Below are 26,273 nucleotides of genomic sequence, written 5' to 3' on the forward strand. Positions count from 1 at the left end.
CGTGAACGAGCCTATGAATGATCAGGCCAGCGCCGACCTGATCAAGCGCCGCGATGCAGCCTTTGGCCGTGGAGCAAAACTATTCTATGAAAAGCCACTGCACTTGACGCGGGGTGAAGGCGCGTATCTGTTCGATACGGCCGGTCGCCGTTATGTCGATATGTACAATAATGTACCCTGCGTCGGTCACGCCCACCCGCGCATTGTAGAGGCTATGGCGCGTCAGCAGGGCACGCTCAACACGCATAGTCGCTATCTGCACGAAAGCGCCATAGCTCTTGCAGAGCGGCTTACCGCCTTGCAACGGATCACCGAAAGCGCCGTGTTCAGTTGCAGCGGCACCGAGGCTGTCGAAGTAGCGCTACGCATGGCGCAAATTGCTACTGGCGCGCGCGGGATCATCTGCACGAACCATACTTATCATGGCAATAACGCGCTTGTCGGCGCGCTCACCAATCTGAGCGTGGACGACAGGCGCCATGCCGGCCTGCGGTCGATACCCTTTCCCGAAACCTTTCGTCCGATCGAACATGGTTTATCGGGGGCAGCGCTGGCCGATGCCTATATCGCCCGGCTCCGCGCGGCGATTGATGAACTACAGGCCGAAGGTGCAGGGATCGCTGCCATGATCCTGTGCCCGATCCTCGCTAACGAGGGACTTCCGGACATTCCGGAGGGCTTCATGGCAAAGGCCATGCACGAGGTGAAATCCGCCGGTGGCCTCATCATCGCGGATGAGGTTCAGGCGGGGTACGGGCGCACCGGACAATGGTGGGGCTATGACGCGGTCGGGCTGATCCCGGACATCGTCGTTACCGGCAAGCCCATGGGGGCGGGCCTGCCACTGGCGGCCACCACCGCGCGTCGGGATCTGGTCGAAGATTTCCGCGCAGAAACCCGCTACTTCAACACATTTGCGGCAAGTCCGTTGCAGGGCGAAGTCGGGCTTGCAGTGATCGACACGCTCGAGTCCGAGGGGATGATCGACAATGCCCGCACCGTTGGAGCGGCGCTGAAGGCCGGGTTGATGGAGCGCATGGGGCGCTGGGACAGCATAGGGGATGTGCGCGGTGTCGGCTTGTTCATCGGGATCGAGTTCGTCGATGGCGGGGGCGCGCCAGACAAGCCTTTGGCTTTCGACGTGGTGTGCCGCCTGCGCGATCATGGTTTTCTCACTTCTATCGACGGGGCGTTCAACAACATGGTCAAGATCCGCCCGCCGCTGCCATTGCAGGCAGCCGACGCCGCCGCGTTTCTCGATGCATTCGACGTCGTACTGAAATCCATCCATGCCTGAAAAGCTGACGATCAAGCACTATGCTGACGCGGCGCAGGCGGCGGCTGATGCCTTTGGCCTTCAGGCTGCGGAACTGCGTCCGATCTCGATGACCGAAAATGTCGTGTTTCGGCTGCGTGAGGCGCAGACAGGTCAGCTCTATGCCTTGCGGTTGCACCGTCCGGGCTATCACGCGCTGGACACGCTGGTTTCCGAGCGTGACTGGACAACGGCCCTGGCCGACAAGGGGATGGTCGTACCGACTGGAAGGCGGGCTGCAAATGGCGACTGGTATGTGCCCATTGCGACGCCCGATCCCGGTGGGTTTCGCCATGCCGGGGTGACGATCTGGCACGAAGGGCAAACGCTGGAAAGCAGGATCGGATCGGACCGTGGGCCTGAAACCTGGCCGTGGTTCCACAGGCTGGGCGCTTTGCTTGGCGAATTGCACACCCATACCCGGAATTGGATGATCCCTTCAGGGTTCGTTCGTCATCGGCTCGATATCGATGGCCTGGTGGGCGAAACGCCTTTCTGGGGTCGCTTCTGGGACAGCGCGTTGCTCGACGATCAGGAAAAGCGCTTGCTGTTGAGCGCGCGGGAATGGGCGACCGCTAGACTATATGATCTCCAGGCCAACGGCGCGTTGTTCGGCCTGATTCATGCCGACAGTCATCTCGACAATGTGTTGATCAGTGGAGACCGTCTTGGTCTGATCGACTTTGATGATTGCTGCTATGGGTGGCTGGCATTCGATATGTGCGTAGCGTTGCACAGCAGTTGGGGGCATGCTGACTTTGCATCGATCCGCGACCATTTTCTTGCAGGCTACGAAATGCAGCATGCGTTGCAGGCTGACATTCTGCAACAGCTTGATCTGTTCCTGCTCCTGCGGTCGTTACAACTGGTGAGTTGGCGCGAAATGCGGCCCGATATAGCCGCAAACCTGCGCAAAGAGCTTTGGATGCCAAAGCTCGCGCAGGACATTCAAAAGGCGCTCGCTTCCTGACGCTAGGATGCGCCGACGCGGGGCCGGCGCGTCGCTTCTGACTTAGCCGAACGTGTGGCTTATGACCTTCACGTCGCAATATTTTTCGAGCGCATGGATGCTGCGGTCGCGGCCAAAACCGGACTGGCGGAAGCCACCAAAAGGCATGGTGATGTCGCAGCTGTCCCAACCGTTGATCCATACCATGCCCGCTACCAGCGCATCGGCAAAGCGGTGCGCCCGGTTCATGCTGGCCGTCCAGAGCCCTGCCGCAAGGCCGTAGCGCGTGCCGTTGGCAATCCTCAACGCTTCATCGTCAGTGTCGAATGCGGTGACGCACAACAGTGGACCGAAAATCTCCTCCTGCGCCAGTGGGTGGTCGGGCGGCACATCGGCAATGATTGTGGGCAGCATATAGTAGCCGCCTGTATCTGTGCGTGCGGCCTGCCCCCCACGTAGGATCCTCAGCCCGTCCGCCCGCGCACGGTCGACCTGTGCCAAGACCGCTTCGAGATGACCCTTGCTCGACAGCGCTCCAAGGTTCGTTGCCTCGTCCAGCGGATCGGCGGGAATGATGTTGCTGGCAACGGCGGTCACGCGATCGAGCACCGTTTCCATCACCGCACGTTCCACCAGCAGGCGTGAGCCTGCCGTGCACACCTGTCCCTGATTATAGAAAATGCCCCAGGCGGCCTGCGTGGCCACCATATCCAGATCCTGCCAGTCGGCAAAGACGATGTGCGGCGACTTGCCGCCCAGTTCGAGGCTGACCCGCTTCAGGTTGCTATCGGCAGCCGCACGCAGCAATTGTCGGCCCGTTCGTTCGGAACCGGTAAAGGCAATCAGTTGCACGTCCATATGCCGTGCCAGAGCATCGCCTGCCTCGTGCCCAAGGCCCGTCACGACGTTGAGTACGCCTGCGGGAAGGCCCGCCTCAATCGCGGTCCGGGCGAGCTTGAGCGCAGTCAGAGATGTGAGTTCGGACGGCTTCACCACAAGGGTGTTGCCTGTCGCCAGTGCGGGCGCGATCTTCCACATCGCCAGATGAAGCGGGAAATTCCACGGTACGATCACGCCGATCACGCCAAGAGGCTCATGCACGGCATAAGACAGGCGAGAGGCAGGTGACGGGCCAACCTCACCATAGACCTTGTCGATCGCCTCGGCATAGTAGCGCAGCGTGTTGATCGCCTGTGGAATGTCGAAGCTGCGCGTGGCGCTGATCGGCTTGCCGGTATCGATACATTCCAGCAGCGCGAAATCCTCCGCCTGCGCCTCGATCAGGTCGGCAAAGTGAAGCAGGAGGCGCTTGCGATCGCGCGGAGCCATGTGGCGCCACTCTCCCGCATCGAAAGTCGCTTTCGCGTTTGCCACGGCAAGATCGACGTCTGCTGTGGTACACCGCGCAATCCGGTTTATCTTGGTGCCATCGCGCGGGCTGACATTGTCCAGCGTTTCGCCATGCGCCGTTGCGCGGAAAGCGCCGTCGACGAACGGCTGCGGAGGCAGGCTACGCACGAGCCGCGATACATGCGCCAAGGCGTCATCTGGAGTAATCATGGCATGCGACCCTTTGCTGTTATTCGCCGATATGGCGCAGCCAGTTGCGCAGTTCAGTGCGGCGGATGCTGCCATCGAGAATGTCGGTGTCGATCCCGAGCCGCCAGGCCACGGGTGCGTCGACCGCAGCCTCCGCAGCGATCCTCAGGTCTGCGATGTGGCTGTCGAGCATATTGCGGGTATCGAAGAATTGCCCGCCCACCATGTCGTCGCCATAGCCTTCATATATTTCGGCAAGATGCGGGAGATCGAATTCAGGATGATATTGCACGCCCCAGGCGATGCTCCTGCCAAGAGGAATGACGGCGGCCTGAACCGGGCAGCGGCTGTTGCTGGCCAACAAGACACTGCCTTCAGGAAGGCGTGAGACATGGTCGTAGTGAATGCATGGCGCATCGAACGCGCTGGCGCGGTCGGCAAGGAGAGGATGGCCTAGCCCATCGGTGGTTGGGACGATCTTTCGTGCAAAGCCCATCTCTGCATGGGCGTCGTTGCGTTCGACCGCGCCACCCCCCGCGACCGCGCAAATTTGCAACCCCCAGCAACTGCCAAGGATCGGCAGGCCTGCGTCCGCCACGCGCCGCACCCAGTCGATCTGGCGCGTGACGTCAGGCTCATTGTCGTAAGCGTGCAGAGCGGAGCCGGAGATGACGAAACCCGCATAATTTTCATGCGAGCGAGGCGGCTGCGCGCCTTCATCGGCGCCGTAAAGGACATCGATCTGCAAGCTCGCGTCCTCGGCGAGCAAAGCCCGGACATAGACTTCAGCCGTCGTCTCCTGCCCAAGATGCGCGGCGCGTTCCCGTGCGGGCTGGCTGCTGCCTTCCATCAGAAGGATATTTTTCATTATAGACCTCAAGGTGTGATCACATTATCCTGCCTCAGCTCGAACCTGTTTGCAACCGCAACTGTCGTGTTAGTGATCACAAGGAGGATGTTATGGCCCAATTGACGAGGCGAAGGATGATGGCGGCGGCAGGTGCAGGCGGCGTATCGTTGCTCGCTGCCAGTGCCAGTGCCGGTGCGTCGGGCGCGGCCACTGCCGCCTCGGCCGGCATGGCGCACGGCAAAGCGCGACCTGCGCCGCGCCCGGAGTGGATCTACGACGCCACGGTGGAGCTTGAGAAGGACATTCCGATGGGCAAGACGATACGGGGCGATCGTTTTCGCGTGCCGATCATCGGCGGCACATTCTCCGGCCCGGAGATGAGCGGTCGCATTTTGCCGGGCGGCTTCGACTGGCAGCTCCTGCGTCGGGACGCCTATTGGGAGCTATCCGCTGACTATTTCATGGAAACTGCGGACGGCGTCCAGATTCATGTGTTAAATCAGGGTCTTTGGTACAGCGCCAGCGGGGATTGGCCTGCAACTTATGCGGTGACGACTCCGCAGTTGGAGGCTCCAGACGGTCGCTATGAATGGCTCAATCGCTATATTTTCACCGGAACCGTGGGGCAGGGCGGTACTGCCGAGAAGCCGGCAGTACAGCTGTCGATATTCCGATTGCTCAACCCTTGATCAGTGCGGGGCGTCAGCCGCGCTTTCGCGACTTGCTATCCTTCGCTGCTGCTGCGGCATTGAAGCGCATCAGTTCATTGCCGATGTGAGTGATGCCGTCGCGAAGATCGGCCTCTATAGCAATGCGAAGGGCCATCCGGTTGCGGGCGCGCACGGCATCCAGCGCCTCGGCATGGCGATCTACCGTGAATTCAGGCCCGATATATACCAATGCCTGGCGCAGGAACGGCCCGATCTGCAGCCAGAGTGATTCTATCAACGGTACGAACACCGAATCGGGCTGTGCCGAATATAGCGTGCGGTGAAAAGCAAAGTTGCCAGCCAGCCACCGATCATAGTCCCTGATCCTGACTCCCTCATCGACTTCATCGTTATACTCGACGAGTTTTGCGATCAGGGCATCGTCCACATAGCCCAGCGCCCGCGACGCAGCCTCTGTTTCCAGCGCTATGCGCGCCGCCAGCAGGTCATCGAATCGCTCGGGCGACATGACCGGAATGCGAATGCGCCGGTTGCCAAGCAGTTCGACGGCGCGTTCCGCGGCAAGACGCCGCAACGCTTCGCGGATGGGCATTGCGCTTACGCCGAGTCGTTCGGCCAGGCCGCGAATCGTTAGCGGTTCACCGGGCGCGATCCGGCCGAGCAGGATGTCGGTCCGCAACTCGCTGTAAACCCGTTGCTGCACAGTCACGACGTCGACCGCCGCATCCTGGTCCACCGGCTCAATCTCGGCGATCCTAGACAATTTTTTCACCTCAAACAGACGGCCACGGGAAAATGTGATGCCAACATCCCGCCTCTATCGCATCGCTATGGGTGTTGACAACCAAAGGATGTCTTAATATGTGATCACATTATAGCAGTATGCAACGGTCCATGATCTACTGTGACGAAGTCCATTGAGTGCCACGCGCAGTCGTGGGTCCGGATCGTTCTGCCGCCAAACTTATTCCCAGCCGCACGGTTGTCGTGCGGTTCTAAAAGCTAACCAGAAACGGTCTGATCGATGGAACATGCGCCGATCCGCAAGCCTTATGCCGGCCTGCCCTCATATTATGCCGCAACCGCCAATCGCGTGACCGAACGCCCGCAGCTGCGCGGCGAGGAAAGGTGCGACGTGGCGATCGTAGGTGCGGGCTTCACCGGCATGTCGGCGGCGCTTGAACTTGCCGAACGCGGATATAGCGTCATCGTGGTTGAAGGCGAACGGGTGGGCTGGGGGGCTTCGGGTCGCAATGGCGGCCAACTCGTCAACGGTTACAGCCGCCAGCTTTCCGAAGTGCGCAAGCATTATGGCGCGGAGGCGGAGCGCCAGTTTGGCGAAATTGCGCGCGAAGGATCGGACATCATTCGCGAACGTGTTGCAAAATATGGCATCGAATGTGACCTGCGCGACGGAAACAGCATTGTCGGCATGCACGATGCACACATGCGCTTCCTGCGCGGTCGCGTGGAAGAATGGCACCGCCACGGCTATACCGACGTCGAATTGCTGGAAGGCGATGCAATCCGCAAGGTCGTCAACTCCGATCGCTATGTCGGTGGCTATTACGATCCGCGCGGCGGCCACATGCACTCGCTGAACTATGTGCTAGGCGAAGCGGCAGCATTTGAGGCACTGGGCGGGCGCATCTTTGAACAGTCGCGCGTGACCAAGGTCGACCGTTTGGCTCGGCCCGTTGTCCATACCGCGCAGGGGCATATCGTAGCCAATAAGGTGCTGGTGTGCGGCAACGCCTATCTTGGCGACGCCGCGCCGGACCTTTCTGGCCGCATCCTGCCGGTATCCAGCCAGATCATCGGCACGGAAGTCCTGGGCAAGGAATTGCTGGACGAACTTTTCCCGGCCAATGCGGCGGTCGAGGATACACGCTACATTCCCGACTATTATCGCAGGACCGCCGATCACCGGATCATCTATGGCGGTGGATCGGTCTATGGCGGCATCGATCCGGCCAATATCACGGCCAAGATCATGCCGCAGTTGCTGCAGACATTCCCGCAATTGCGGAACGTGAAGATCGACTTTGTGTGGGCGGGCAATTTCGCCCTGACGATGACCCGCTATCCGCAAGTGGGGCGCGTGTCCGACAGCGTATATTATTCGCAAGGCGACAGCGGCCACGGCGTGACCACCACGCAGATGCTCGGCCGCCGGCTGGCCGAAGCGATCGACGGTCAACTCACCAAGTTCGATGTGTTCGCGCGGCTTCCCTACATTCCGTTCGTAGGGGGCAAGCTATTGCGCGTGCCATACTGCGTCATCGGGTCCTGGTATTATGGGTTGCGGGACAAATTAGGCATTTAGCAACCAACAAAAATCCAAAAAACTAATCGGGGAGAAATGACATGCGACTTCGTCTTACCACCTCAGCCTCGCTGATCGCGTTGCTTGCCACCCCGGCCTTTGCGCAAACTAGTCCGCCGACCGATGGCGATGCGATCGTGGTAACGGCACAGAAGCGGGAGCAGAATCTGCAGGATGTGCCGATCGCGATCACGGCCGTATCCGGGCAGGCCCTGCGCGATCAGCGTATCCGTACCATCGACGAAATCGGAACCCAGGTCAGCAACACGCAGATCTATCAGGACAAGGGGGGCAGCCAGCCCAACTGGACGATCCGCGGCGTTTCGCTGTTCGATTTCAACGTCAACAACAGCCCGTCCACCTCGATCTTTATCGATGACGTCTATCAGCCTTCGACAGTGCTTGGAGCGGGCGGTATCTTTGACCTTCAGCGGGTCGAAGTGCTCAAAGGCCCGCAGGCCGGCCTTTATGGCCGCAATTCTGTGGGCGGTGCCGTACAGATCATTTCGCACGAGCCAAAGCCCGGTGACACGGACGGCTATGTGAATGTCGATTATGGTTCGTGGAACCGCTACCGTATCGAAGCGGCGCAATCGCTTTCGCTGGGGGAGAATACGGCTTTCCGGCTTTCCGTACTTAACGATGGCAGCTTCGGCGGCGGATGGCAGAAGAGCCTGGCGGGTGGGCGAAAATGGGGCGAGCCTGATCGTCTGGCGGTGCGCGGACTGCTCCGTTCCGAGATCGGCCCGCTTACTGCAAAGTTGAAGGTCTTTTACGCGCGCGACAAGAGTGACACGGTGCTGGCAACGGCGTCCGGAGCCTATTCACCGACCGGTCCGGACTTTTGCGATGCCTTGCTCGCTGGGCGGCTCGATCAGGCAAATTGCCTCACGCTTGCCCAGAGCATCGACCCGTCGCTGGCTGGCGCGGGAGCGCAAAGCAAAGACGGCAAGCGCGTCCTTTCCCAGGGAGAGAACCGCCTCAACAATGAAGAACTTTCGGCCACGCTCAACCTCTCGGCTGATCTTGGCGGTGTCACCATTACGTCGATCACCGGACTGACGCGCTTCGATTTCGGTTTTGCTTTCGATTATGACGCAAGCCAGCTCAACCTTGGGGGTTGGACCGAACAGGCCGGACTGCGCAACTTCAACCAGGAACTGCGCATCGCATCCTCGTCCAGCGGCGCCTTCCGCTGGCAGGGTGGCGTGGTTTATACCAACTACCGGTTCAACGAGTTCAAGGAGTTTAACTGGACCGACAATCCACTCCTGTTCGACACTTTCAATCCGATCTTCGGGGTCGACTATCAGGACCTGTTCCTTGATGTGACCTATAACCAGAAGACCCGCTATTGGGGCATTTACGGTCAGTTCGACTATGACATCACGCCGGAACTGACTTTCAGCGGCTCGGTTCGCTATTCCGATGAAAAGACCACGTACCGCAACGGTCGTACCGGCTTCCGCAAGATCACCAGCTTCCCCGCGCCAGGTGGCATCGACCTTATCCCGGTTGGCGACATCGACCGTGATTATAAACTTGGCGATCATTGGACGGGTTCGGCAACGCTATCGTACCGCCCAACGGATACCGCCACGCTCTACACCACCATCTCGCGCGGCTACAAGTCGGGCGGCGTACCGGGCGGTTTCCCGCAGACACCCGAAGATACGCTGCCTTATGGCGAGGAGTTCGTCCTCAACTTCGAGGGCGGTTTCAAGACCGAATGGCTTGATCGTACGCTACAAGTGAACGGGTCGGTTTTCTATTACGACCATGACGATATCCAGGCCTTCACCACGCTTCCCAGCACGCTGACACCGGGTCAGTTCGCGTTTCGCCTGACCAACATCGGCAACGGCTATAATTTTGGCGCCGAACTCGAAGTTGTGGCGCGGCCGGCGCGCGGCCTGCGGCTGGCGGCGTCGGTCGGCTATCTGAAGGCCAAGATTACCGACAGCGACAAGGTATTCTTCTCGCTGGATAATCAGGTCATTCCTTGGGAAGGTCAGCGGCTCGACTATGCACCGACCTGGAGCGGCATCCTTTCGGCCAGCTACCGCGCAGAGTTGGGCGCTGGACGTAGCCTGACCGTTGCGGGCGACTATAACTTCCGGTCGCGCCTGCGCTTTGGGCAGACGGCGGTGGATCAAGCGCTGCGCGGCGTTCCGGGTTATGGCGTTGCCAATGGGCGCATCACGCTGGCCGATGAATCCGGCTGGTCGCTCGCCGTGTGGGGCAAGAACCTGTTCGAAAAGGCCTATATTACGGACGCTGGCAACGATGGCGTAGGAAGCTTCTACCGTACCTATGGTGAGCCGCGCTCGGTTGGCGTCGCGCTGGGCTACAGGTGGTGAGCGGGCAATCGCCCGACCCTGCCAAACGGCGCATAGATGTCGCTGCGGCCATTGGATATGGCATTTGCGCCGTCGCCATCCTCTCGCTCCAGCCACTCGCGTTCGGCCCGTTGGTCGAAGCCGGGTGGCTGAGCGAGAGCAGGCTTGGCGAGATTGCCGGGCTGGAAACAGCCGGATTGGCATTGACATCGGCGATACTGCCAGGATGGCTGACGGGAAATTTCTTCCGGCTCAAGCTTGCCGTTCTGGCGGCGCTGATTGTCGCCTGCAACATGGCGACGCCCTATGCAGGCTATTCGACAGGGCTGCTGCTTGTGCGCCTGCTGTGCGGTCTTGCAGAGGGCGGCGTGCTCGCCGGAGCGTTCGTGGTCCTGTTCCACACCGGCAATCCCGATCGCATGAACGCCTTGTTTCTGGCCGTATCCAATACCGTCATCGCCATCGTGTCCTACATCATTCCAACGGTGATTTTGCCTGTCTATGGCACGCCGGGGCCATTCATGCTGATGGCGGGTCTTGGCCTCTTCGGCCTGGTGATGATCTTTGCAGTAGGGCACAAGCCTGAAGTCATGGCCGCGCCGGTCAGCAGCTGGCGCTCATGGCCCTTCGCGACCTGGCTCGTGCTCCTGGGTATCATATTGCAGAATGCCGGTGTGCTTTCCGCATGGGTGTTTCTTGAATCCACCGCTCGTGCCGCCAATCTCGGCGCGCAACCATTGGCGCTTTCGGCATCGCTTGGCATTCTTGCGCAGGTCGCCGGTGCTACCGCGATCGCGCTTGTCGGCTATCGGCTGCCGTCAGGCAAAAGCCTCATGATCGGCAGCAGCATGCTTGCGGGGGCAATATACTGGCTGGGGCATCCCACGGGCGCTGTGTCATTCGTTCTGGCCAATGTCCTGATGGGCGCCTGCTGGCTTGCGTTGCTGCCATTGTCGATCAAGCTGATCTGCGAGATCGAGCGCAAACATCACGCGCTCTACCTCACGGCGGCTGCACAGATGGTGGGCCTGAGTATTGGCCCGCTTGTTTCTTCGTTATTCGTGTCCGAACAGTCTGTCGAACCTGCCTATCTGGTCGGCTTTGGCATGGCTGTCTTGGCGGTAATTGCCCTTGGGCTGGCCGCCAACTCACCTGACCGCATCAGACGCACTCACTAACAAGGGCCAGTAGCATGGTTTGGACTACCCGCGACACCGGCCTGTTCCGGGGCACGCCTCAAACGGATCATTTCCGCCGCATGGCGAGTGTTACGCCTTGCCGCCGCATAAACCGCGCAGATCACGCGCGGCCATTTCCGCCCGCAAAGCAGGGTCTTTTGCTGCCGAAAACCTTTCAAGCCATCGGCCAAGCCCACGACCTTGCAACCTTCCTGGACGATGTGACGACCACCGGCCTGCTGGTGCTGCACAAGGGCGAGAAGGTCTATGAGAATTATTGGGAAGGCAACCGTGCCGACTCCCAGGTCGCGATCTTCAGCTGCACCAAGAGCTTCGTTTCCACGCTGGTGGCCTGTGCGCTGCGCGATGGATATATTGCCAGCCTAGACGATCATGCCGACAAATATGCCCCTGAACTGAAGGGTTCGGGCTATGAAGGGGTGCGGATAGAGGATATTCTCCAGATGTCCTCCGGCGTGCGTTGGAACGAGGATTATGGCGATCCCCATTCCGACATCGCGCGCTTTGCCGCCGCCTATCTTGAACCGGCATCGTTCGACGCGGTCTGCGCCTCGCTGCCGCGTGAACATGCACCGGGGACGTTCAACCGCTACAATACGTGCGATACGCATGTTCTGGGCATGGTGGTAAGCCGCGCGGTCGGCCAGTCCCTGACCGACTATCTCCAGCATCAGGTCTGGGACAAGCTCGGCATGGAGGATGATGCGTTCTTCCTGATCGATGGCAAGGGCGTGGAAGCCGCTGGCATGGGCCTTCAGGTCACGCTGCGCGACATGGCCAAGCTTGGGCAGTTCATGCTTCGCGGCGGCCTTTCTCCAAAGGGTGAGCAGCTTCTGCCCGCTGGCTGGATCGAAGCCTGTTCGACAGCGACCAAGGACCACCTCAAGCCCGGCGAGCGGGCGACATCAACCTACCCCTGGGGCTATGGCTATCAGTGGTGGATACCCGACAATAGCGGCGCCTACAGCGCTCTTGGCGTGTATCACCAGATGATCTGGGTGGACCCTGCAAAGGATGTGGTGATCGCCAAGACCACCGCCTACGCCGCGTTCGGGCAGGACCATGAGGACGAGAACCGGGTCGATCAACTGCATTTTGCCGCCTGCCACGCCATCGCAGACGTAGCGGCCAAGGGCTGAAGACGTGATCCACGCTGAACTTTTCGCACATGGCGTTGCCGCGCATGGTCTTGCCGTCAGCAATCCGGCCAGCGGCGCGGTTATCGCGACCGTGCGCTCATGGTCTGCGGCGGAGGTCGAGGCTCTGGTGCCTTTAGTCGACATGGCGGGCCGCGCATGGGCCGCCCGGACCGCAAAGAACCGCGCGGTCATCCTGCGCCGCTGGTTTGATCTCATGCTCGCGCACAAGGAGGCGCTCGCCGCGATCTGCACCGCTGAATGCGGCAAACCACTGGCGGAAAGCGCGGGGGAAGTGGTCTATGCAGCGGGTTTCATCGAATGGTATGCCGAGGAAGGCAAGCGGATCTATGGCGAGATCACGCCGACTTTCGCTCCCGACAAGCGCGTCCTGACCCTGACGCAAGGTATCGGCACCACGGCCGCAATCACGCCGTGGAACTTCCCAATTGCGATGATCACCCGCAAGGTCGGCCCCGCGCTTGCCGCAGGCTGTCCGATGATCCTCAAGCCGGCTGAAGCCACGCCGCTCTGTGCACTGGCGCTGGAGTATCTCGCGCTTCAAGCCGGGCTTCCCGAAAACCTGTTCCGTGTAGTTCCGACGAATGATCCGGTAGGTGTTGGCAAGCTGCTATGCTCTCATCCGGTGATCCGCAAACTCAGCTTCACCGGATCGACCGCCGTCGGCAAGCGACTGCTTGAACAATGTGCGGGCACGGTCAAGCGCACCAGCATGGAACTGGGCGGCAACGCGCCGTTCATCGTGTTCGACGATGCCGACCTCGACAAGGCGATCGACGGCATCATGGTCGCGAAGTTCCGCAATGCCGGGCAAACGTGCGTCTGCGCCAATCGCATTCTGGTGCAGGATGGGATCTATGATGCTTTCCTTGCCCGGTTCGTGCGGCGGGTCGCAGCCCTTCGGCTGGGCGATGGCGCCGATCCTGAAACGCAGATCGGCCCACTGATCGACGGTCGCGCGGTGGCCAAGGTGCGGTCGCTAATCGATCGTGCTGTCGCCGAAGGTGCCAGCCTTGCCACGGGTGGCGTCAGCCATCCCGCGGGCGAGAATTTCGTCGCACCCACGATCCTGACCGGCGTGACGCCGGACATGGACATAGCCCGGTCGGAGATTTTCGGCCCTGTCGCGTCGGTCATCCGTTTCGCCACGGAAGCTGAGGCAGTAGCGATCGCCAACGACACGCCATACGGCCTTGCCGCCTATATCTACGCCAGCGGCATGGCCCGCATCTGGCGGGTCATGGAGCAGCTCGAATATGGCATTATCGGGGTCAATGAAGGGGTCATCTCGACCGAAGTGGCGCCCTTTGGCGGTATGAAGGAATCCGGCCTTGGTCGCGAAGGTTCGCGCCACGGCATCACCGATTATCTCGAACTCAAATATGTTTTGTTGGGAGGCATTGCCGCGTGACCGGCGCTCATAACCACAACGGACAACTTGCCCCATTCTCATGGGAAGATCCCTTCTTGCTGGAAGACCAGTTGCGAGAGGATGAGCGGATGATCCGCGATGCGGCCCGCGCCTATGCGCAGGACCGGCTGCAATCGCGCATCATTGCATCCTATCGTGAAGAAACCACCGATCCCGCCATTTTCCGCGAAATGGGCGAGCAGGGCTTGCTTGGCGTCACCATTCCGGAAGCTTATGGTGGCCTGGGCGGATCTTATGTCGCCTATGGCCTGGTCGCGCGCGAAGTCGAGCGCGTGGATTCGGGCTACCGTTCGATGATGAGCGTGCAGTCCTCGCTCGTGATGTATCCGATCTACGCCTATGGCAGCGAGGCGCAGCGCCAGCGCTATCTTCCAGGGCTTGCCCGCGGCGAACTGATCGGCTGCTTTGGCCTGACCGAAGCTGACGCCGGTTCCGACCCGTCGGGCATGAAGACCCGCGCAGTCAGGACGCCGTCGGGCTATCGCCTGTCGGGGTCGAAGATGTGGATTTCCAACGCGCCGATCGCAGACGTTTTCGTCATCTGGGCCAAGTCCGATGCCCACGATGGCAAGATCCGCGGCTTCATTCTTGAAAAGGACGCCAAAGGCCTTTCCGCGCCGAAAATCGAAGGCAAGCTCTCGCTACGGGCCTCGATCACCGGCGAGATTGTGCTCGACGATGTGGAAGTGGATGAGGATGCGCTGCTTCCTGACATCGAAGGACTGAAGGGCCCGTTCGGCTGCCTCAATCGCGCCCGCTACGGGATCGCATGGGGGGCAATGGGGGCTGCCGAATTCTGCCTGCATCAGGCGCGGCGTTACGGTCTCGACCGTCGCCAGTTCGGGCGACCTTTGGCGCAGACCCAGCTTTTCCAGAAGAAGCTGGCCGACATGCTGACCGAAATCGGCCTTGGGCTTCAGGCAGCGCTGCGTGCCGGCCGCATGCTGGATGACAACACCGCCGGTGCTGATCTCATCTCGCTAATCAAGCGCAACAATTGCGGCAAGGCTTTGGACATTGCCCGGCTGGCCCGCGACATGCACGGCGGCAATGGCATCAGCGAAGCGTATCAGGTGATGCGCCACGCGCAGAATCTGGAAACCGTGAATACTTACGAAGGCACGCACGACATTCATGCGCTGATCCTTGGTCGAGCGATCACCGGGCTGGCGGCATTCTAGGCATGTCGGGCGGTCCCTTGCCCCTTGCTGGCGTCAAAGTCGTTGAACTTGCCCGCATCCTGGCGGGGCCGTGGGCTGGCCAGACGCTAGCGGATCTGGGTGCAGAAGTGATCAAGGTAGAAAGCCCGCAAGGGGACGATACGCGTAAGTGGGGACCGCCTTTTGTCGAGAATGAGGAGGGGCGGGTCGACGCAGCCTACTTCCACGCCTGCAACCGGGGTAAACAAAGCGTTCTGGCCGATTTCAACAAGCCGGATGACCTCGCCTTCGTAAAGCGCCTGATCGCCGATGCCGACATCGTGATCGAGAATTTCAAGGTAGGCGGGCTGGTCCGCTTCGGTCTTGATTACCCGACGCTGGCAAAGGACCATTCCGCTCTGGTCTATTGCTCCATCACCGGGTTCGGGCAGACCGGCCCTTATGCCGCCCGCGCCGGATATGACGTCATCGTGCAGGGCATGAGCGGCATGATGGACCTGACCGGCGATCCTGATGGTCCGCCACAGAAGATCGGCGTCGCACTGGCCGACATAATCTCCGGGCTCTACGCGGTGATCGGTATCCAGTCCGCTCTGTCGCTGCGTGAGCGCACCGGGAAGGGCCAGCATATCGATATCGCCCTGCTCGATTCGATGGTGGGCGTGCTGGCCAACCAGGCGCAGAACCTTTTCGTCAGTGGGGTCGCGCCCCGACGCATGGGCAATGCCCATCCCAATCTGGCACCCTACCAGCCTTTCCCTGTTGCCGACGGCCACTTCATTCTGGCGGTCGGCAATGACGGCCAGTTTGCCCGCCTGTGCGAGATTGTCGACCGCGCCGAACTGGCATCCGATCCTGATTTTGCCACAAACCCGGCGCGTGTCGCCAATCGCGACAGGCTGATAGCTGAACTGGAAACAGCGTTTTCGGGCTGGACGAAGCAGGATATTCTCGCGGCTTGTGAAGCAGCTGGCATTCCCGCTGGCCCGATCAATGCGCTCGACGATGTTTTCGATGATCCGCAGGTGCTGGCCAGGGGCCTGCGGATCGACCTTCCGGGCGGAACGAGCGGCGTCCGCACGCCCATTCGCTTCAGTGACGCAGCGCTGCAATTGAATGTCCCTGCGCCGGCGCTGGGACAACATGACGAAACGGCCCGATGCAAGACCAAAACCCGCCCTATTTCCCCCTATGGAGCATAGCATGAACGCCTCTCTCGCCATGAAGGACCAGCGCAGCCTGTTTCACGCGGTCACCTCGATCGCCGACAATGCGAGCGCTGGCCCGTTCGTCCTCACCAAGGGCAAGGGCAGCATCGTCACCGACGAGCATGGCCGCGACTATATAGACATGGGCGCTGGCCTGTGGTGCGTGAACATTGGCTATGGCCGCAGCGAAGTGGCCGACGCGATTGCCGAAGCGACCCGCAGCCTGAACTTCCAGCACCTGTTCGGTGGCGCGGCATCAGTGCCAGCCATCGAACTGGCCGACAGGTTGCTGACCCTGTTCCGTACTCGCGCCAACGCGCCGGAAATGGCGCGCGTGTTTTTTGGTTCGTCGGGATCGGACGCTAATGACACCGCTTACAAGCTGGTCCTCTATTACCATAATCTTATCGGCAAGCCGCTGAAGAAGAAGGTCATTTCACGTCAAGGCGCGTATCATGGCCTGACCTATGCCGCCGGCAGCCTGACCGGCATCGACGCATACCACAAGGCGTTCGACATGCCTGCGCCTGGCGTGCTCCATGTGGAGGCGCCGCATCATTATCGCGGCGCGCGCCCAGGCGAGAGCGAGGCGGATTTTTCCGCTCGTCTGGTCGCCGACTTGCGCGCGACGATCGAACGCGAAGGGCCAGACACGATCGCGGCATTCTGGGCAGAGCCGGTGATGGGCACTGGCGGCGTGATCCCTCCGCCGACCGGCTATTTCGAGGGTGTTCAGAAGCTGCTGGCCGAGCATGAGATACTGTTCGTGGCTGACGAAGTGATCACTGGCTTTGGGCGGACCGGCAGCTGGTTCGGGACTGGCCACTACGGCCTCAAGCCCGATATCGTCAATCTCGCCAAGGGGATCACCAGCGCCTACCTGCCACTGTCCGCGACGATCATCAGCACCCGGATCTGGGACGTACTGGAACACACATCCGCTACGGCTGGTGCGTTCATGCACGGCTTCACTTACTCTGGCCATCCGGTCTGCTGCGCCGCTGCGTTGGCCGTGCTCGACATCATGGAGCGCGAGGACATAGTCGCGCCGGTCGCCGCCAAGGGCGAACGCCTGCTGGCGGGGCTGAGGAGCCGGTTGAACGACCATCCTTTCGTCGGCGACATCCGCGGTGTAGGCCTGATGGCTGGTGTCGAATATATGGCCGATCCAGCTGCGAAAAGGGACTTTGCGGGCATGGCTGGCCACAAGATCGTGGCGGGTCATGCGCGGACCGAGGGTATCCTGACCAGGGCATTGCCGTGGATGCCGGTGACGGCATTCTCGCCGCCCCTGATCATCAGCGATGCCGAATTGGACGAGGCATTGGACCGCTATGTTGCCGCGGCGGAGCGGGCCATTCCGGACTTGGAAGCAATGGCTTCGGCCTGACCGCAAGGGTGCGGCATCGTTTGAAGGAGAGCATGCAATGACATTTGGATTTCGCTTGGATGTGGCGGTCCTGCTCGGCCTGCTGGTCGCACCTGCCACGGTCCACGCGCAGCAGGAATTGCCTGTTCCATTGCAGGCCGGCGCGAAATCGGATGTGCCAGTGGCGACGCAGATCATGCGTTGGCGCATGAACGATGGCGACGTGAACAGTTTTGCGTTTCGCAATATGGATCAGCTGTTCGCCACGCGGACGGTGGCCCACTCGGGCGCGCCATGGATGTTCCCGAAGGTCGAGCGACCAATGGACTTCACATATTCGTTCGGCGGTACGACATATTCGGCCGAGCAAGCGCTGGAGCGGACCTCCACCAACGCACTGCTGGTCCTGAAGGACGGACGGATCGTCACGGAAATATATCGCAACGGTTCGAACGAGCACACCCGTTTCATGGGCTGGTCGATGACAAAGTCGATCACGTCAATACTGGTCGGCGCGGCGCTGGAGGACGGTTTGATCTCGTCGATTGATGACGACATCACCCGATACCTGCCTGAATTGAAGGGGGGCGGTTATGAAGGCGTGACCATTCGCCAGATCCTCCAGATGCGCTCTGGGGTGGATTATGACGAGAGCTATGACTTCGCCAAGCCAGGTATCGCGGCGAGCAACCACATCAACGCGCTGGTGAAAAATGTGGTACGCTTTGCCGATGTTGCACGCACCATCAGGCGCAGATCGAAGCCGGGGGAAGTCTTCGCCTACAAAACCATCGATACCGCTGTGCTGGGCTGGCTGATCGAACGGGTAAGCCGGGGGTCGGTGGCCGCCTACACAGCCCGAAAGCTATGGGAGCCGCTGGGGGCGGAGGCGGACGGCTTCTATATCATGGACGGTCAGCCGGGCACGGGCCGCGAGTTCAGTGGTGCAGGCTTCAACGCCACCTTGCGCGATTGGGGGCGTTTTGGGCAGATGATGCTCGATGGCGGCATGGCCAATGGCAAGCACGTCGTCAGCGAGCAGTGGGTCAAAGCGGGGCAGACGCCGGCTGGCGAGCGAGAAGGGCCTGAAGGCGGCTATGGCTATCAGTGGTGGACCATGGCCAATTCGCCTGCTTACTCGGCGATTGGTTTGCAGGGCCAATATGTCTATATTGATCCTGCCAGCCGCACGGTTGTGGTCAAGCTCAGCTATTTTCCACCGACCGGTGGCCAAGCAACGCAGGAAACGCTGGCTTTCCTTGCCGCAGCGTCCGCGTGGCAGCCTGCAAAATGACGCTGCGCTGAAAGCGGCCGCTGTTTGATGGCGGGGAGTGCCCCCCTCAATCTCTTATACTGGCCTTCCGTCGCAATGCCGCCCTTTCGCTATGCCTTGGTAGCGAACACTGCATATCGCTCTCGCCAGGCCGCCACCTCGTCTTTCAAATGTGCAGGCGCTGCGGCTCCTGACATGACGAGGGTGGCCACATCATTTTCGGGGTGCATCAGCATCTTCTTTGCGCCGTCGGTAAACCAGACAGGCACCAACCGATCGCAAAGCCTGTCCAGAATGGATCGGGCCATGCCATTTTCTATGGCATCGCTGCCAGGGAGCAGGCGAACCAATATGGACACGCCTTCGAAACAATTTCGAGGTTGGCGGACGAAATCGAGCGACACCAAGATGCCGGACCGGTCGGGACGGGCTTCGTCCGGCATGTCGGCGATCCTGCGCCAAGCGCAAAACCAGGTCCGGCAAATATGCGGACGCACGGCATGAATGCTGCATCCTTGAGCGGTGAGTTGAGGACAGCTTTTGCCAGCCGGCTTCTGGAAATCGGGCGTATCGACAGTCAAAACGGTGCAGCAGATCGTGCAATCGCCACAATCCCGGTTTGAGAGGACGGGGCCGAGGAGAGTAGTTTCCAGATCTTTCTCTATGTCCATGGGCGCTGGGTGCCGCGCCTCTGCCTGGAATGCAAGCGGGATCAGGCACGCAAGGTCCGGGGAACGTCCCAATGGCTTATCGCAACTGAGCGCGCCTGACATGGTTTGTGCGGAAAACGTTCTAACCGTCAATTCAACCTGTCAGCTGGGCGAGGAGCCAGCCCGGCATTGCGAAGTAAATCTCAGAGGATTGGCGTTTCGAAAGAGTGGAACGGTCCCGGATTATAGCAGGCAATTGGCGGTGCGGTGCCGCGCTTCAGTCCTGGAAAATGTGTAAGTAGAGAAAGCCGATATGCCTGCAACGCATTGAACGTGCAGGCATATCGGTCAGTGCTGGTTTCGATCCGAGCGATGTGCGGGCGTTTCTGGCGGAAGGCAAAACGCGCCACTTTCCTGCACGCAGTTCGATCTATTTGCAGTCCGAAGAAGGCCGGGATATGTTCCGGCTTGTATCCGGGACGGTCAGACTGTCGCTGATCGGCGATGATGGCCGCGATCTTCTGTACCAGTTGTTCAGCCCCGGCGATTGTTTCGGCACCAGCAGCGTCGTTGACGAAGGACCGCGCCCCCATACCGCAGAAGCGTTTGACCACGTGACATTGCAGGTGTTCGACCGCGCGACTATAAACAGACTGCGGCAAGCGCATCCCGAACTGAACGATGCCCTGCTGAAGCTGCTGTCGCGGCATATGCGGCTGCTCAGCGACTATTTTGCGGCGGCTACGTTCGACGAAGTGTCTTCAAGGCTCGCCCAGCGCCTTCTCGACATTACGGAAACCTTCGGCGTTGCGCGCGACGATGGAATCGGTCTGTCCCGGCGGCTCTCGCAGTCCGAACTCGCGGCGATGGTTGGCACCGCCCGACAGACCGTAAACAAGGTGCTGCACGAGTTTCAGGAATTAGGCATCATGTCGCTCCACCAGGGCTCCATGATATTCACCGACCTTGCCAAACTTCGCGAAATTGCACTGAGGGGCGCCCGGCTGCAACATTTCGCGGCGGTCTCATCCTGATACGGATCGCCACCGCGGATACGTGCTTAGTCAAGATCACGTCCGTTGTCGGAAATGCAATGCCCTGACCTTCGTGCTCCATCACGTCCCGTCAAACATCGATCTCGGCAGCGTCAACACTCAAGGCGGAAGGGCTGAGAGAACGGCTGTTCACCCCTATGGTGCAGCGGCGCCATGACAGGAGCGCTTGAGGACTACGACCTTGGTCAGAAAATCCCGGAAGCGGTTGCGGTTGCCCCCCGCCGATGCGATGGAGGCGCCGGGTGTTCGTTTTCCATATGCAGGTGCGGGCAGGTATTCACGCTGGTCGGGCCGCCAGCGACCATTAGCCGTATTCGGACGATCATATCATGTACCACCCCCACGCGCACCCGAGCGCGATCCGGCGCTTTCTTGAAGCGCAGTCGTCCGCTGGAATCGTGCTGATGGGCGCTGCGGTCGCGGCACTGCTGATCGCCAACTCGCCCTTGGCGCAGGATTATGCTGCAATCCTCCATGCCAACGTCGGACCGCTTTCGCTGGAACACTGGATCAACGATGGCCTGATGACGATATTCTTCCTGTTGGTCGGGCTGGAGATCAAGCGAGAGATTCTGGATGGCCAACTTTCCACATGGCCGCGGCGCGCCCTGCCAGGTGTGGCTGCGCTTGGCGGAATGATCGTTCCGGCGCTGATCTACCTTGGTTTTAATCGAGGTTCGACAGCAATCGGATGGGCGATCCCGGCAGCGACCGACATCGCATTTGCGCTGGGCGTCATTGCGCTTCTTGGAAGGCGGGTGCCGGGATCGCTGCGCATATTTCTGGCTGCGCTGGCGATCATTGATGATCTGGGTGCGGTGATCATCATCGCGGCTTTTTACACGTCTGGCCTTTCGCTGCCTTATCTTGCGGGCGCGATCCTCGCAATTTTTGCCCTGATCGGGTTCAACCGTTTCGGGGTTCGCCGCTTGTCGCCCTACCTGCTGGTTGGGCTGCTCCTCTGGCTACTGATATTGTGGTCGGGCCTGCACGCGACGCTGGCTGGCGTCATACTGGCCTTTGCCATACCGATGGAGCGCACCCCTGGCCGCTCCGACGCTGACTGCGACAGCCCCTTGCATCGTCTCGAGCGCGCGCTGCAAAAGCCCGTCGGCTTTATCGTTGTTCCGATTTTCGGCTTGGCGAATGCTGGCGTGCCATTGCTCGGATTGCCGTCCGGCGCGTTGATGGCGCCCGTCACATTCGGTGCCGCCGCCGGGCTGATATTCGGGAAGGCGATCGGCGTGTTTTGCTTCTCATCCTTGGCTGTCCGCATGGGGATAGCGGATTTTCCCGCCCATGCGAGCCGTATCCAGATGCTGGGCATAGCGCTTCTTTGCGGTATTGGCTTTACGATGAGCATCTTCATCACGCTTGTTGCGTTTCCCGACAGTCCATTGCTGCAAGCGCAGGCCAAGATCGGCATTTTGACGGGGTCGTTTGTCTCCGGGCTGATCGGCTTTGCCGTGCTGCATCGGGCAGGAAACGTGGCGCTACATGCATCGGGGGACATGGCGGAATGAGCATGGAAGGATTAACCGAACGCGCATATGTCGCGGGCAGGCGGGTGAATGCCGGACTGGCCCGGCTAGCCCTGTATCGCTGGTGGCGGCGGCGCGTCGTCGGCACAATCGACCATCAGGCGGTCGTCGCTCGCATCATCGACGAAAGTGGATGGTCGCCCCGCTATGGTTTCATGACGATGATGTCCGCGGGCATCGCGGTGCTCGGCCTGCTGCTATCATCCCCGGCGGTTGTGATCGGCGCGATGCTGATCTCGCCATTGATGAGTCCAATTCTGGGCTTCGGATTCAGCCTTGCGCTGTTCGATTTCGCGGAGATGCGACGATCGCTGCTGGCGCTTGCTATCGGCTCCTTCGCTGCCGTTGCCTTCACGGCGCTGATTGTGACAGCCTCGCCATTGCAGGCGCCCACGGCGGAGATTGTCGCGCGCACGCGCCCCAATCTCTTTGACCTTGGCGTCGCGCTATTTGCCGCGCTGGCCGGCAGCTTCGCGATCATTCGCGGCCGGGGCGAGACGATCGTGGGCGTCGCCATCGCCACGGCGTTGATGCCGCCGCTCGCCGTAGTGGGCTATGGTCTTGCGACCTGGAACCTGCCGGTGCTGGGGGGCGCGCTTGCGCTATTTGTCACCAACTTCATTACCATCTCGCTCTCCGCAACGGTGATGGCGCGCTATTATGGCTTCGGGCATCATCTCTCCAGCCGCCAGAGCTGGGCGCAGACCGTGGTGCTGCTGCTCGTCTTTGCCGTCATGGCCGTGCCGCTCGGCCTGTCGCTCAACCGCATTGCCCGTGAGGCGCTGACGATATCCAGCGTTCGATCGTTGCTGAACGAACGCTTCGGCGGCGATGCGCGCGTGACCCAGTTGGAAGTGGCGTTCGACCGCAATCCCAATGTCGTCCGTGCGGTCGTCATCACGCCACGCAATCGGACCCAGAGAACCGCGGATCTGCAGCAGGCGATCGAGACGGCGCTTGGCTATCCGGTTCGGCTCGATATCGATCAGATCCTGCTCGAACCGGGCGCCGGCGCGCTCGACGCGCAGCGGGAGGAATTGCGGCAAGCGGGCGAACAGACAAATTTGGAGGCGCAGCGCATGGCCGCGCTGGCGCGGATGATCGCCCTGATCACCGGAGTTGCCAGCGATGATGTGACGATCGACCGCGATCACCGCCGCGCGACCGCAGCCGCCGTTCCGCTGCCGGGTGCGACCGTCGCCACCTATCGCACATTGGAGGAACGCGCCGCAGCCGAAACCGATGGCTGGAATGTTGCGATCGTACCGCCGCAAGGCCCGCTGCCGGAGATCGCCTTCGCCGATAATGTCGATACGCTCGATCCAACGGCGCGCGCTGCAGTGCTGACGTCCATCTGGGCGGCACAACGCTGGAACGTGCCGATGCTGGCTGTGCCCGGATTGCCGGTCGGCGAACCGCCAGCACGCCCCAACCTGACCCAGCGCCGCGCGATGGCGGTGGCCGCCCTGCTGGCGACGCAGGGCATCCGTGCCGCCCCCGCGCCAGGCGGGGGGCAACGCTTCAGCCTGTCTATCGGGGACGCACAATGATCGGCGGCCTCAGGCTGACGCCGTTTGACGCGGCAGCGATCCTCATCGTCCTCGCCGCCGCTCTTGGATATTTCAACTATCGCTATTTGAAGCTGCCCTCCTCGATCGGGTTGACCGTGATGGGTGCGATTGCTTCATTGCTCGTGGTCGGGATCGACCGAATTCTGCCCGGCGCGGACTTTGCGCGCGACGTCGTTCGGTTCATCGCCGGCATTGATTTCCACACCACGTTGATGGACGGGATGCTTTCCTTCCTGCTTTTCGCGGGCGCGCTCCACGTCGACTGGGGGGAGATGCGGCGCGGGCGCTGGCCGATCATTGTGTTGAGTACGATCGGTGTAGCACTTTCCACCGCCCTTATCGGTGGTGGCTTCCTGCTGCTCGCCCGCGCGATCGGGTTCGATTTGCCAGCGATCTGGTGCTTCGTGTTCGGGGCGCTCATCAGCCCGACCGATCCGGTGTCGGTGATGGGGGTACTCAAACGCGCGAATGTCTCGCCCACGCTGGAGGCGACGGTGGCCGGCGAGAGCCTTTTCAACGATGGTGTCGGCGTTGTCATCTTCACCATTCTCCTGGCATCCGCCCTGTCTGGCGATGCATTTTCAATGGCGCATGCGGCAGAACTGTTCGCGGTGGAGGCAGGCGGCGGCGTCCTGCTCGGACTGATCGTCGGGTGGCTGGCGTTCCGGATGATGCGTTCGATCGACGACTATAAGGTCGAGGTGTTGATCAGCCTTGCAGTCGTGATGGGCGGCTATGCGATTGCCCGGCCGCTGCATGCCAGCGGCCCGGTAGCGATGGCGGTGGCGGGGCTCATCATCGGCAATGCCGGGGTCGCGCATGCGATGAGCGAGACCACGCGCGATTATCTCCATAAATTCTGGGATCTGATCGACGATATATTGAACACTGTGCTGTTCCTGCTGATCGGGCTGGAGGTCGTGACGATCCCCGCTGATCTGCGGCTCCTCGTCCTCGGACTGGCTGCCATTCCTCTGGCGCTCGTCGCTCGCTCGCTGTCGGTGTTGCTGCCGCTTCGTGCGATCCGGCCAGGGCACCGATATGGCCGGGTTGTGCCGGTCACCCTGATCTGGGGCGGCTTGCGTGGCGGCATCTCAATTGCGCTGGCGCTCGGATTGCCCGATGGGCCTGCGCGTTCGGTGATCCTTGCCGCCACTTATGTCGTCGTCCTGTTCTCCGTCATTGTTCAGGGCGGAACGATCAAGCGGGTGCTGGAACGGCTCACTGCTGCCGATGCGAGGAACCAGTCATGAAGGCACGCCTGCTGCGACTGTCCAACGACCTGCGCGAAAGCTACTGGTTCGTGCCGACGATCATGGCCATCGCCGCTCTGCTGCTGGCGTCGGGAATGGTCTATGTCGACAGCCACGCTGGTTCGACCTGGATGGACGGGATGCCGTGGCTCTATGCCGCGCGTCCCGATGGTGCCCGCGCCCTGCTGTCCTCGATCGGCGGGTCGATGATCGGGGTGGCCGGCACCACCTTTTCGGTGACGATCGCCGCCGTTGTCTACGCCTCCGGCCAGTATGGCCCGCGCTTGCTCAGCAACTTCATGTCCGATCGCGGTAACCAGGTAACGCTGGGTACCTTTATCGCGACCTTCGTCTATTCGCTGACGGTGTTGCGCACGATACGATCGGCCGGGGAAAGCGGCGCGAGCGCACCCGCATTCGTGCCGCAACTGGCGCTGCTGGTGGCGTTGATCCTCGTCCTCTGTTCGATCGCGGTGCTGATCTTCTTCATTCACCATGTGCCGATGCGGATACATATCAACAATGTGATCGAACGCATTGGCGACCGATTGATTGAGGAGATAGACTCCCGCTTTCCGACTTACATAGGCGAAGCGCTCGGCGAGCGCCCGGACAATCCGTCTGTTCCCTCCGCCTTCCGCGAAGACGCGACCTCTGCCGAATATGAGCGCCGGACGCCTGTTCGATCGAAGAACATCGGCTATATCCAGTTGATCGACGAAGGCACGCTGCTGGCGGCGGCGCGTGAGCATGATCTGGTGATCCGCCTGCAATATCAGTCCGGCGACTTCGCGCATAATGGCAGCGTGCTGCTGGAAGCCTGGCCCGCCGAACGATGCGGCGAGGATGCGGTGAAGGCGTTGCGTGAAGCCTTCGCGGTCGGCGCGCGGCGCACGGCTCTGCAGGATCTGCGCTTCCTGATCGATGAACTGGTGGAGATCGCCGCGCGCGCCCTTTCGCCGGGGGTCAATGACCCGTTCACCGCGAACAGCTGCCTCGATTGGCTTGGCGCGGCGATGGCGGAACTGGCCCGGCGCGACCTTCCATCGCACCTGCGCACTGACGAAGACCATGCGCTGCGGGTCATTGCCTATCCGGTGACGTTCGACGGCTTCATTGATCGCGCGTTCGGTGCGCTTGCTCAATATGCCAGTGCGGACAGGATCGCGGGTAAGCGCTTCCTGGAGGCGCTCGGCGATGTCGCGCTTAGCTGCGACGATGCTGGGCGGATTGCCACGCTTGTTGACCAGGCGCGCGCGTTTCGGACGCTGGCGGAGGGGAAGCTGGACGGGGCATGTCGCGACGTGGTTGTCGGTCGCGCCGACCTTCTGCTCCGGGCGTTGGCGGCTCCGGATTACAAGCGCCGACTGCGGGACGATATTGGTTGGCTGGGCGGCTCCGCATGATTATCGCATT

The 26,273-nt window shown here is 61.0% G+C and carries 21 protein-coding genes; 17 read left to right on the forward strand and 4 right to left on the reverse strand.

Features of this window, described 5'->3' with window-relative positions:
- Position 1 precedes the first annotated feature (1 nt).
- Entirely contained in the window at positions 2-1,297 is a 1,296-nt protein-coding gene (locus IWY39_RS21880) for an aspartate aminotransferase family protein (RefSeq protein WP_107124489.1), read from the forward strand.
- Complete coding sequence (locus IWY39_RS21885; protein WP_107124490.1) at positions 1,290-2,285, forward strand: phosphotransferase enzyme family protein; 996 nt, start codon at positions 1,290-1,292, stop codon at positions 2,283-2,285. The genes IWY39_RS21880 and IWY39_RS21885 overlap by 8 nt, the downstream gene beginning before the upstream one ends.
- 42 nt (positions 2,286-2,327) lie before the next feature.
- Here IWY39_RS21885 and IWY39_RS21890 read toward each other — a convergent pair whose 3' ends face one another.
- Complete coding sequence (locus tag IWY39_RS21890) at positions 2,328-3,824, reverse strand: aldehyde dehydrogenase (protein WP_107124491.1); 1,497 nt, start codon at positions 3,822-3,824, stop codon at positions 2,328-2,330.
- 19 nt (positions 3,825-3,843) lie between these two features.
- Positions 3,844-4,671 carry a type 1 glutamine amidotransferase gene (locus IWY39_RS21895; protein ID WP_107124492.1) on the reverse strand — a complete coding sequence of 276 codons (828 nt, stop codon included), beginning with the start codon at positions 4,669-4,671 and terminating at the stop codon, positions 3,844-3,846.
- Between the two features lie 116 nt (positions 4,672-4,787).
- On the opposite strand from IWY39_RS21895, the gene IWY39_RS21900 reads away from it, so the two are divergent.
- On the forward strand, positions 4,788-5,342 hold the full coding sequence (locus IWY39_RS21900) for a DUF3237 family protein (protein WP_107124493.1): 555 nt from the start codon (positions 4,788-4,790) through the stop codon (positions 5,340-5,342).
- 13 nt (positions 5,343-5,355) lie between these two features.
- On the opposite strand, the gene IWY39_RS21905 is transcribed toward IWY39_RS21900, so the two are convergent.
- A complete protein-coding gene (locus tag IWY39_RS21905; protein WP_107124494.1) occupies positions 5,356-6,096 on the reverse strand; it encodes a GntR family transcriptional regulator in 741 nt (246 codons plus the stop codon).
- Positions 6,097-6,348: 252 nt separating this feature from the next.
- Here IWY39_RS21905 and IWY39_RS21910 point away from each other — a divergent pair, with 252 nt between their 5' ends.
- From IWY39_RS21910 to IWY39_RS21950, 9 genes are read left to right on the forward strand one after another with little or no spacing between them, the layout of a single operon-like run.
- Positions 6,349-7,650, forward strand: coding sequence for an NAD(P)/FAD-dependent oxidoreductase (locus IWY39_RS21910; RefSeq protein WP_107124495.1), 1,302 nt, complete (start codon positions 6,349-6,351; stop codon positions 7,648-7,650).
- 41 nt (positions 7,651-7,691) lie between these two features.
- Positions 7,692-10,010: a TonB-dependent receptor gene (locus tag IWY39_RS21915; RefSeq protein WP_107124496.1), complete on the forward strand. Its 2,319-nt coding sequence runs from the start codon at positions 7,692-7,694 to the stop codon at positions 10,008-10,010.
- The gene (locus IWY39_RS21920; protein WP_107124681.1) at positions 10,007-11,167 is read left to right on the forward strand and encodes a hypothetical protein; all 1,161 of its coding nucleotides are present in this window, start codon (positions 10,007-10,009) and stop codon (positions 11,165-11,167) included. Before IWY39_RS21915 ends, IWY39_RS21920 begins: the two co-directional genes overlap by 4 nt.
- A 14-nt stretch (positions 11,168-11,181) precedes the next feature.
- Entirely contained in the window at positions 11,182-12,327 is a 1,146-nt protein-coding gene (locus tag IWY39_RS21925) for a serine hydrolase domain-containing protein (RefSeq protein WP_229380610.1), read from the forward strand.
- A gap of 4 nt (positions 12,328-12,331) precedes the next feature.
- Entirely contained in the window at positions 12,332-13,756 is a 1,425-nt protein-coding gene (locus IWY39_RS21930) for an NAD-dependent succinate-semialdehyde dehydrogenase (protein ID WP_196871712.1), read from the forward strand.
- Positions 13,753-14,958, forward strand: a complete 1,206-nt coding sequence (locus IWY39_RS21935) for an acyl-CoA dehydrogenase (protein WP_107124499.1) — start codon at positions 13,753-13,755, stop codon at positions 14,956-14,958. Before IWY39_RS21930 ends, IWY39_RS21935 begins: the two co-directional genes overlap by 4 nt.
- Positions 14,959-14,960: 2 nt before the next feature.
- Positions 14,961-16,139, forward strand: a complete 1,179-nt coding sequence (locus IWY39_RS21940) for a CaiB/BaiF CoA transferase family protein (protein WP_107124500.1) — start codon at positions 14,961-14,963, stop codon at positions 16,137-16,139.
- A 1-nt stretch (position 16,140) separates the two neighbouring features.
- Positions 16,141-17,535, forward strand: a complete 1,395-nt coding sequence (locus IWY39_RS21945; protein ID WP_107124501.1) for an aminotransferase family protein — start codon at positions 16,141-16,143, stop codon at positions 17,533-17,535.
- A gap of 37 nt (positions 17,536-17,572) precedes the next feature.
- Positions 17,573-18,808, forward strand: a complete 1,236-nt coding sequence (locus tag IWY39_RS21950; protein WP_107124502.1) for a serine hydrolase domain-containing protein — start codon at positions 17,573-17,575, stop codon at positions 18,806-18,808.
- Between the two features lie 89 nt (positions 18,809-18,897).
- On the opposite strand, the gene IWY39_RS21955 is transcribed toward IWY39_RS21950, so the two are convergent.
- Positions 18,898-19,458, reverse strand: coding sequence for a zinc/iron-chelating domain-containing protein (locus IWY39_RS21955; protein WP_107124503.1), 561 nt, complete (start codon positions 19,456-19,458; stop codon positions 18,898-18,900).
- Between the two features lie 353 nt (positions 19,459-19,811).
- On the opposite strand from IWY39_RS21955, the gene IWY39_RS21960 reads away from it, so the two are divergent.
- The 5 genes from IWY39_RS21960 (at position 19,812) to IWY39_RS21980 (ending at position 26,263) form a co-directional block, all read left to right on the forward strand.
- A complete protein-coding gene (locus IWY39_RS21960; protein WP_107124504.1) occupies positions 19,812-20,471 on the forward strand; it encodes a Crp/Fnr family transcriptional regulator in 660 nt (219 codons plus the stop codon).
- A gap of 350 nt (positions 20,472-20,821) precedes the next feature.
- Complete coding sequence (gene nhaA / locus IWY39_RS21965) at positions 20,822-22,015, forward strand: Na+/H+ antiporter NhaA (protein WP_107124505.1); 1,194 nt, start codon at positions 20,822-20,824, stop codon at positions 22,013-22,015.
- Positions 22,012-23,583, forward strand: coding sequence for a DUF389 domain-containing protein (locus IWY39_RS21970; protein WP_107124506.1), 1,572 nt, complete (start codon positions 22,012-22,014; stop codon positions 23,581-23,583). The genes nhaA and IWY39_RS21970 overlap by 4 nt, the downstream gene beginning before the upstream one ends.
- Positions 23,580-24,857, forward strand: a complete 1,278-nt coding sequence (locus IWY39_RS21975; RefSeq protein WP_107124507.1) for a cation:proton antiporter — start codon at positions 23,580-23,582, stop codon at positions 24,855-24,857. The genes IWY39_RS21970 and IWY39_RS21975 overlap by 4 nt, the downstream gene beginning before the upstream one ends.
- Complete coding sequence (locus tag IWY39_RS21980; protein WP_107124508.1) at positions 24,854-26,263, forward strand: DUF2254 domain-containing protein; 1,410 nt, start codon at positions 24,854-24,856, stop codon at positions 26,261-26,263. The genes IWY39_RS21975 and IWY39_RS21980 overlap by 4 nt, the downstream gene beginning before the upstream one ends.
- Positions 26,264-26,273: the final 10 nt, after the last annotated feature.

Origin of the sequence: Sphingobium sp. JAI105, assembly GCF_015752145.1 — a bacterium.
In the GTDB taxonomy this organism is placed as follows: domain Bacteria; phylum Pseudomonadota; class Alphaproteobacteria; order Sphingomonadales; family Sphingomonadaceae; genus Sphingobium; species Sphingobium xenophagum.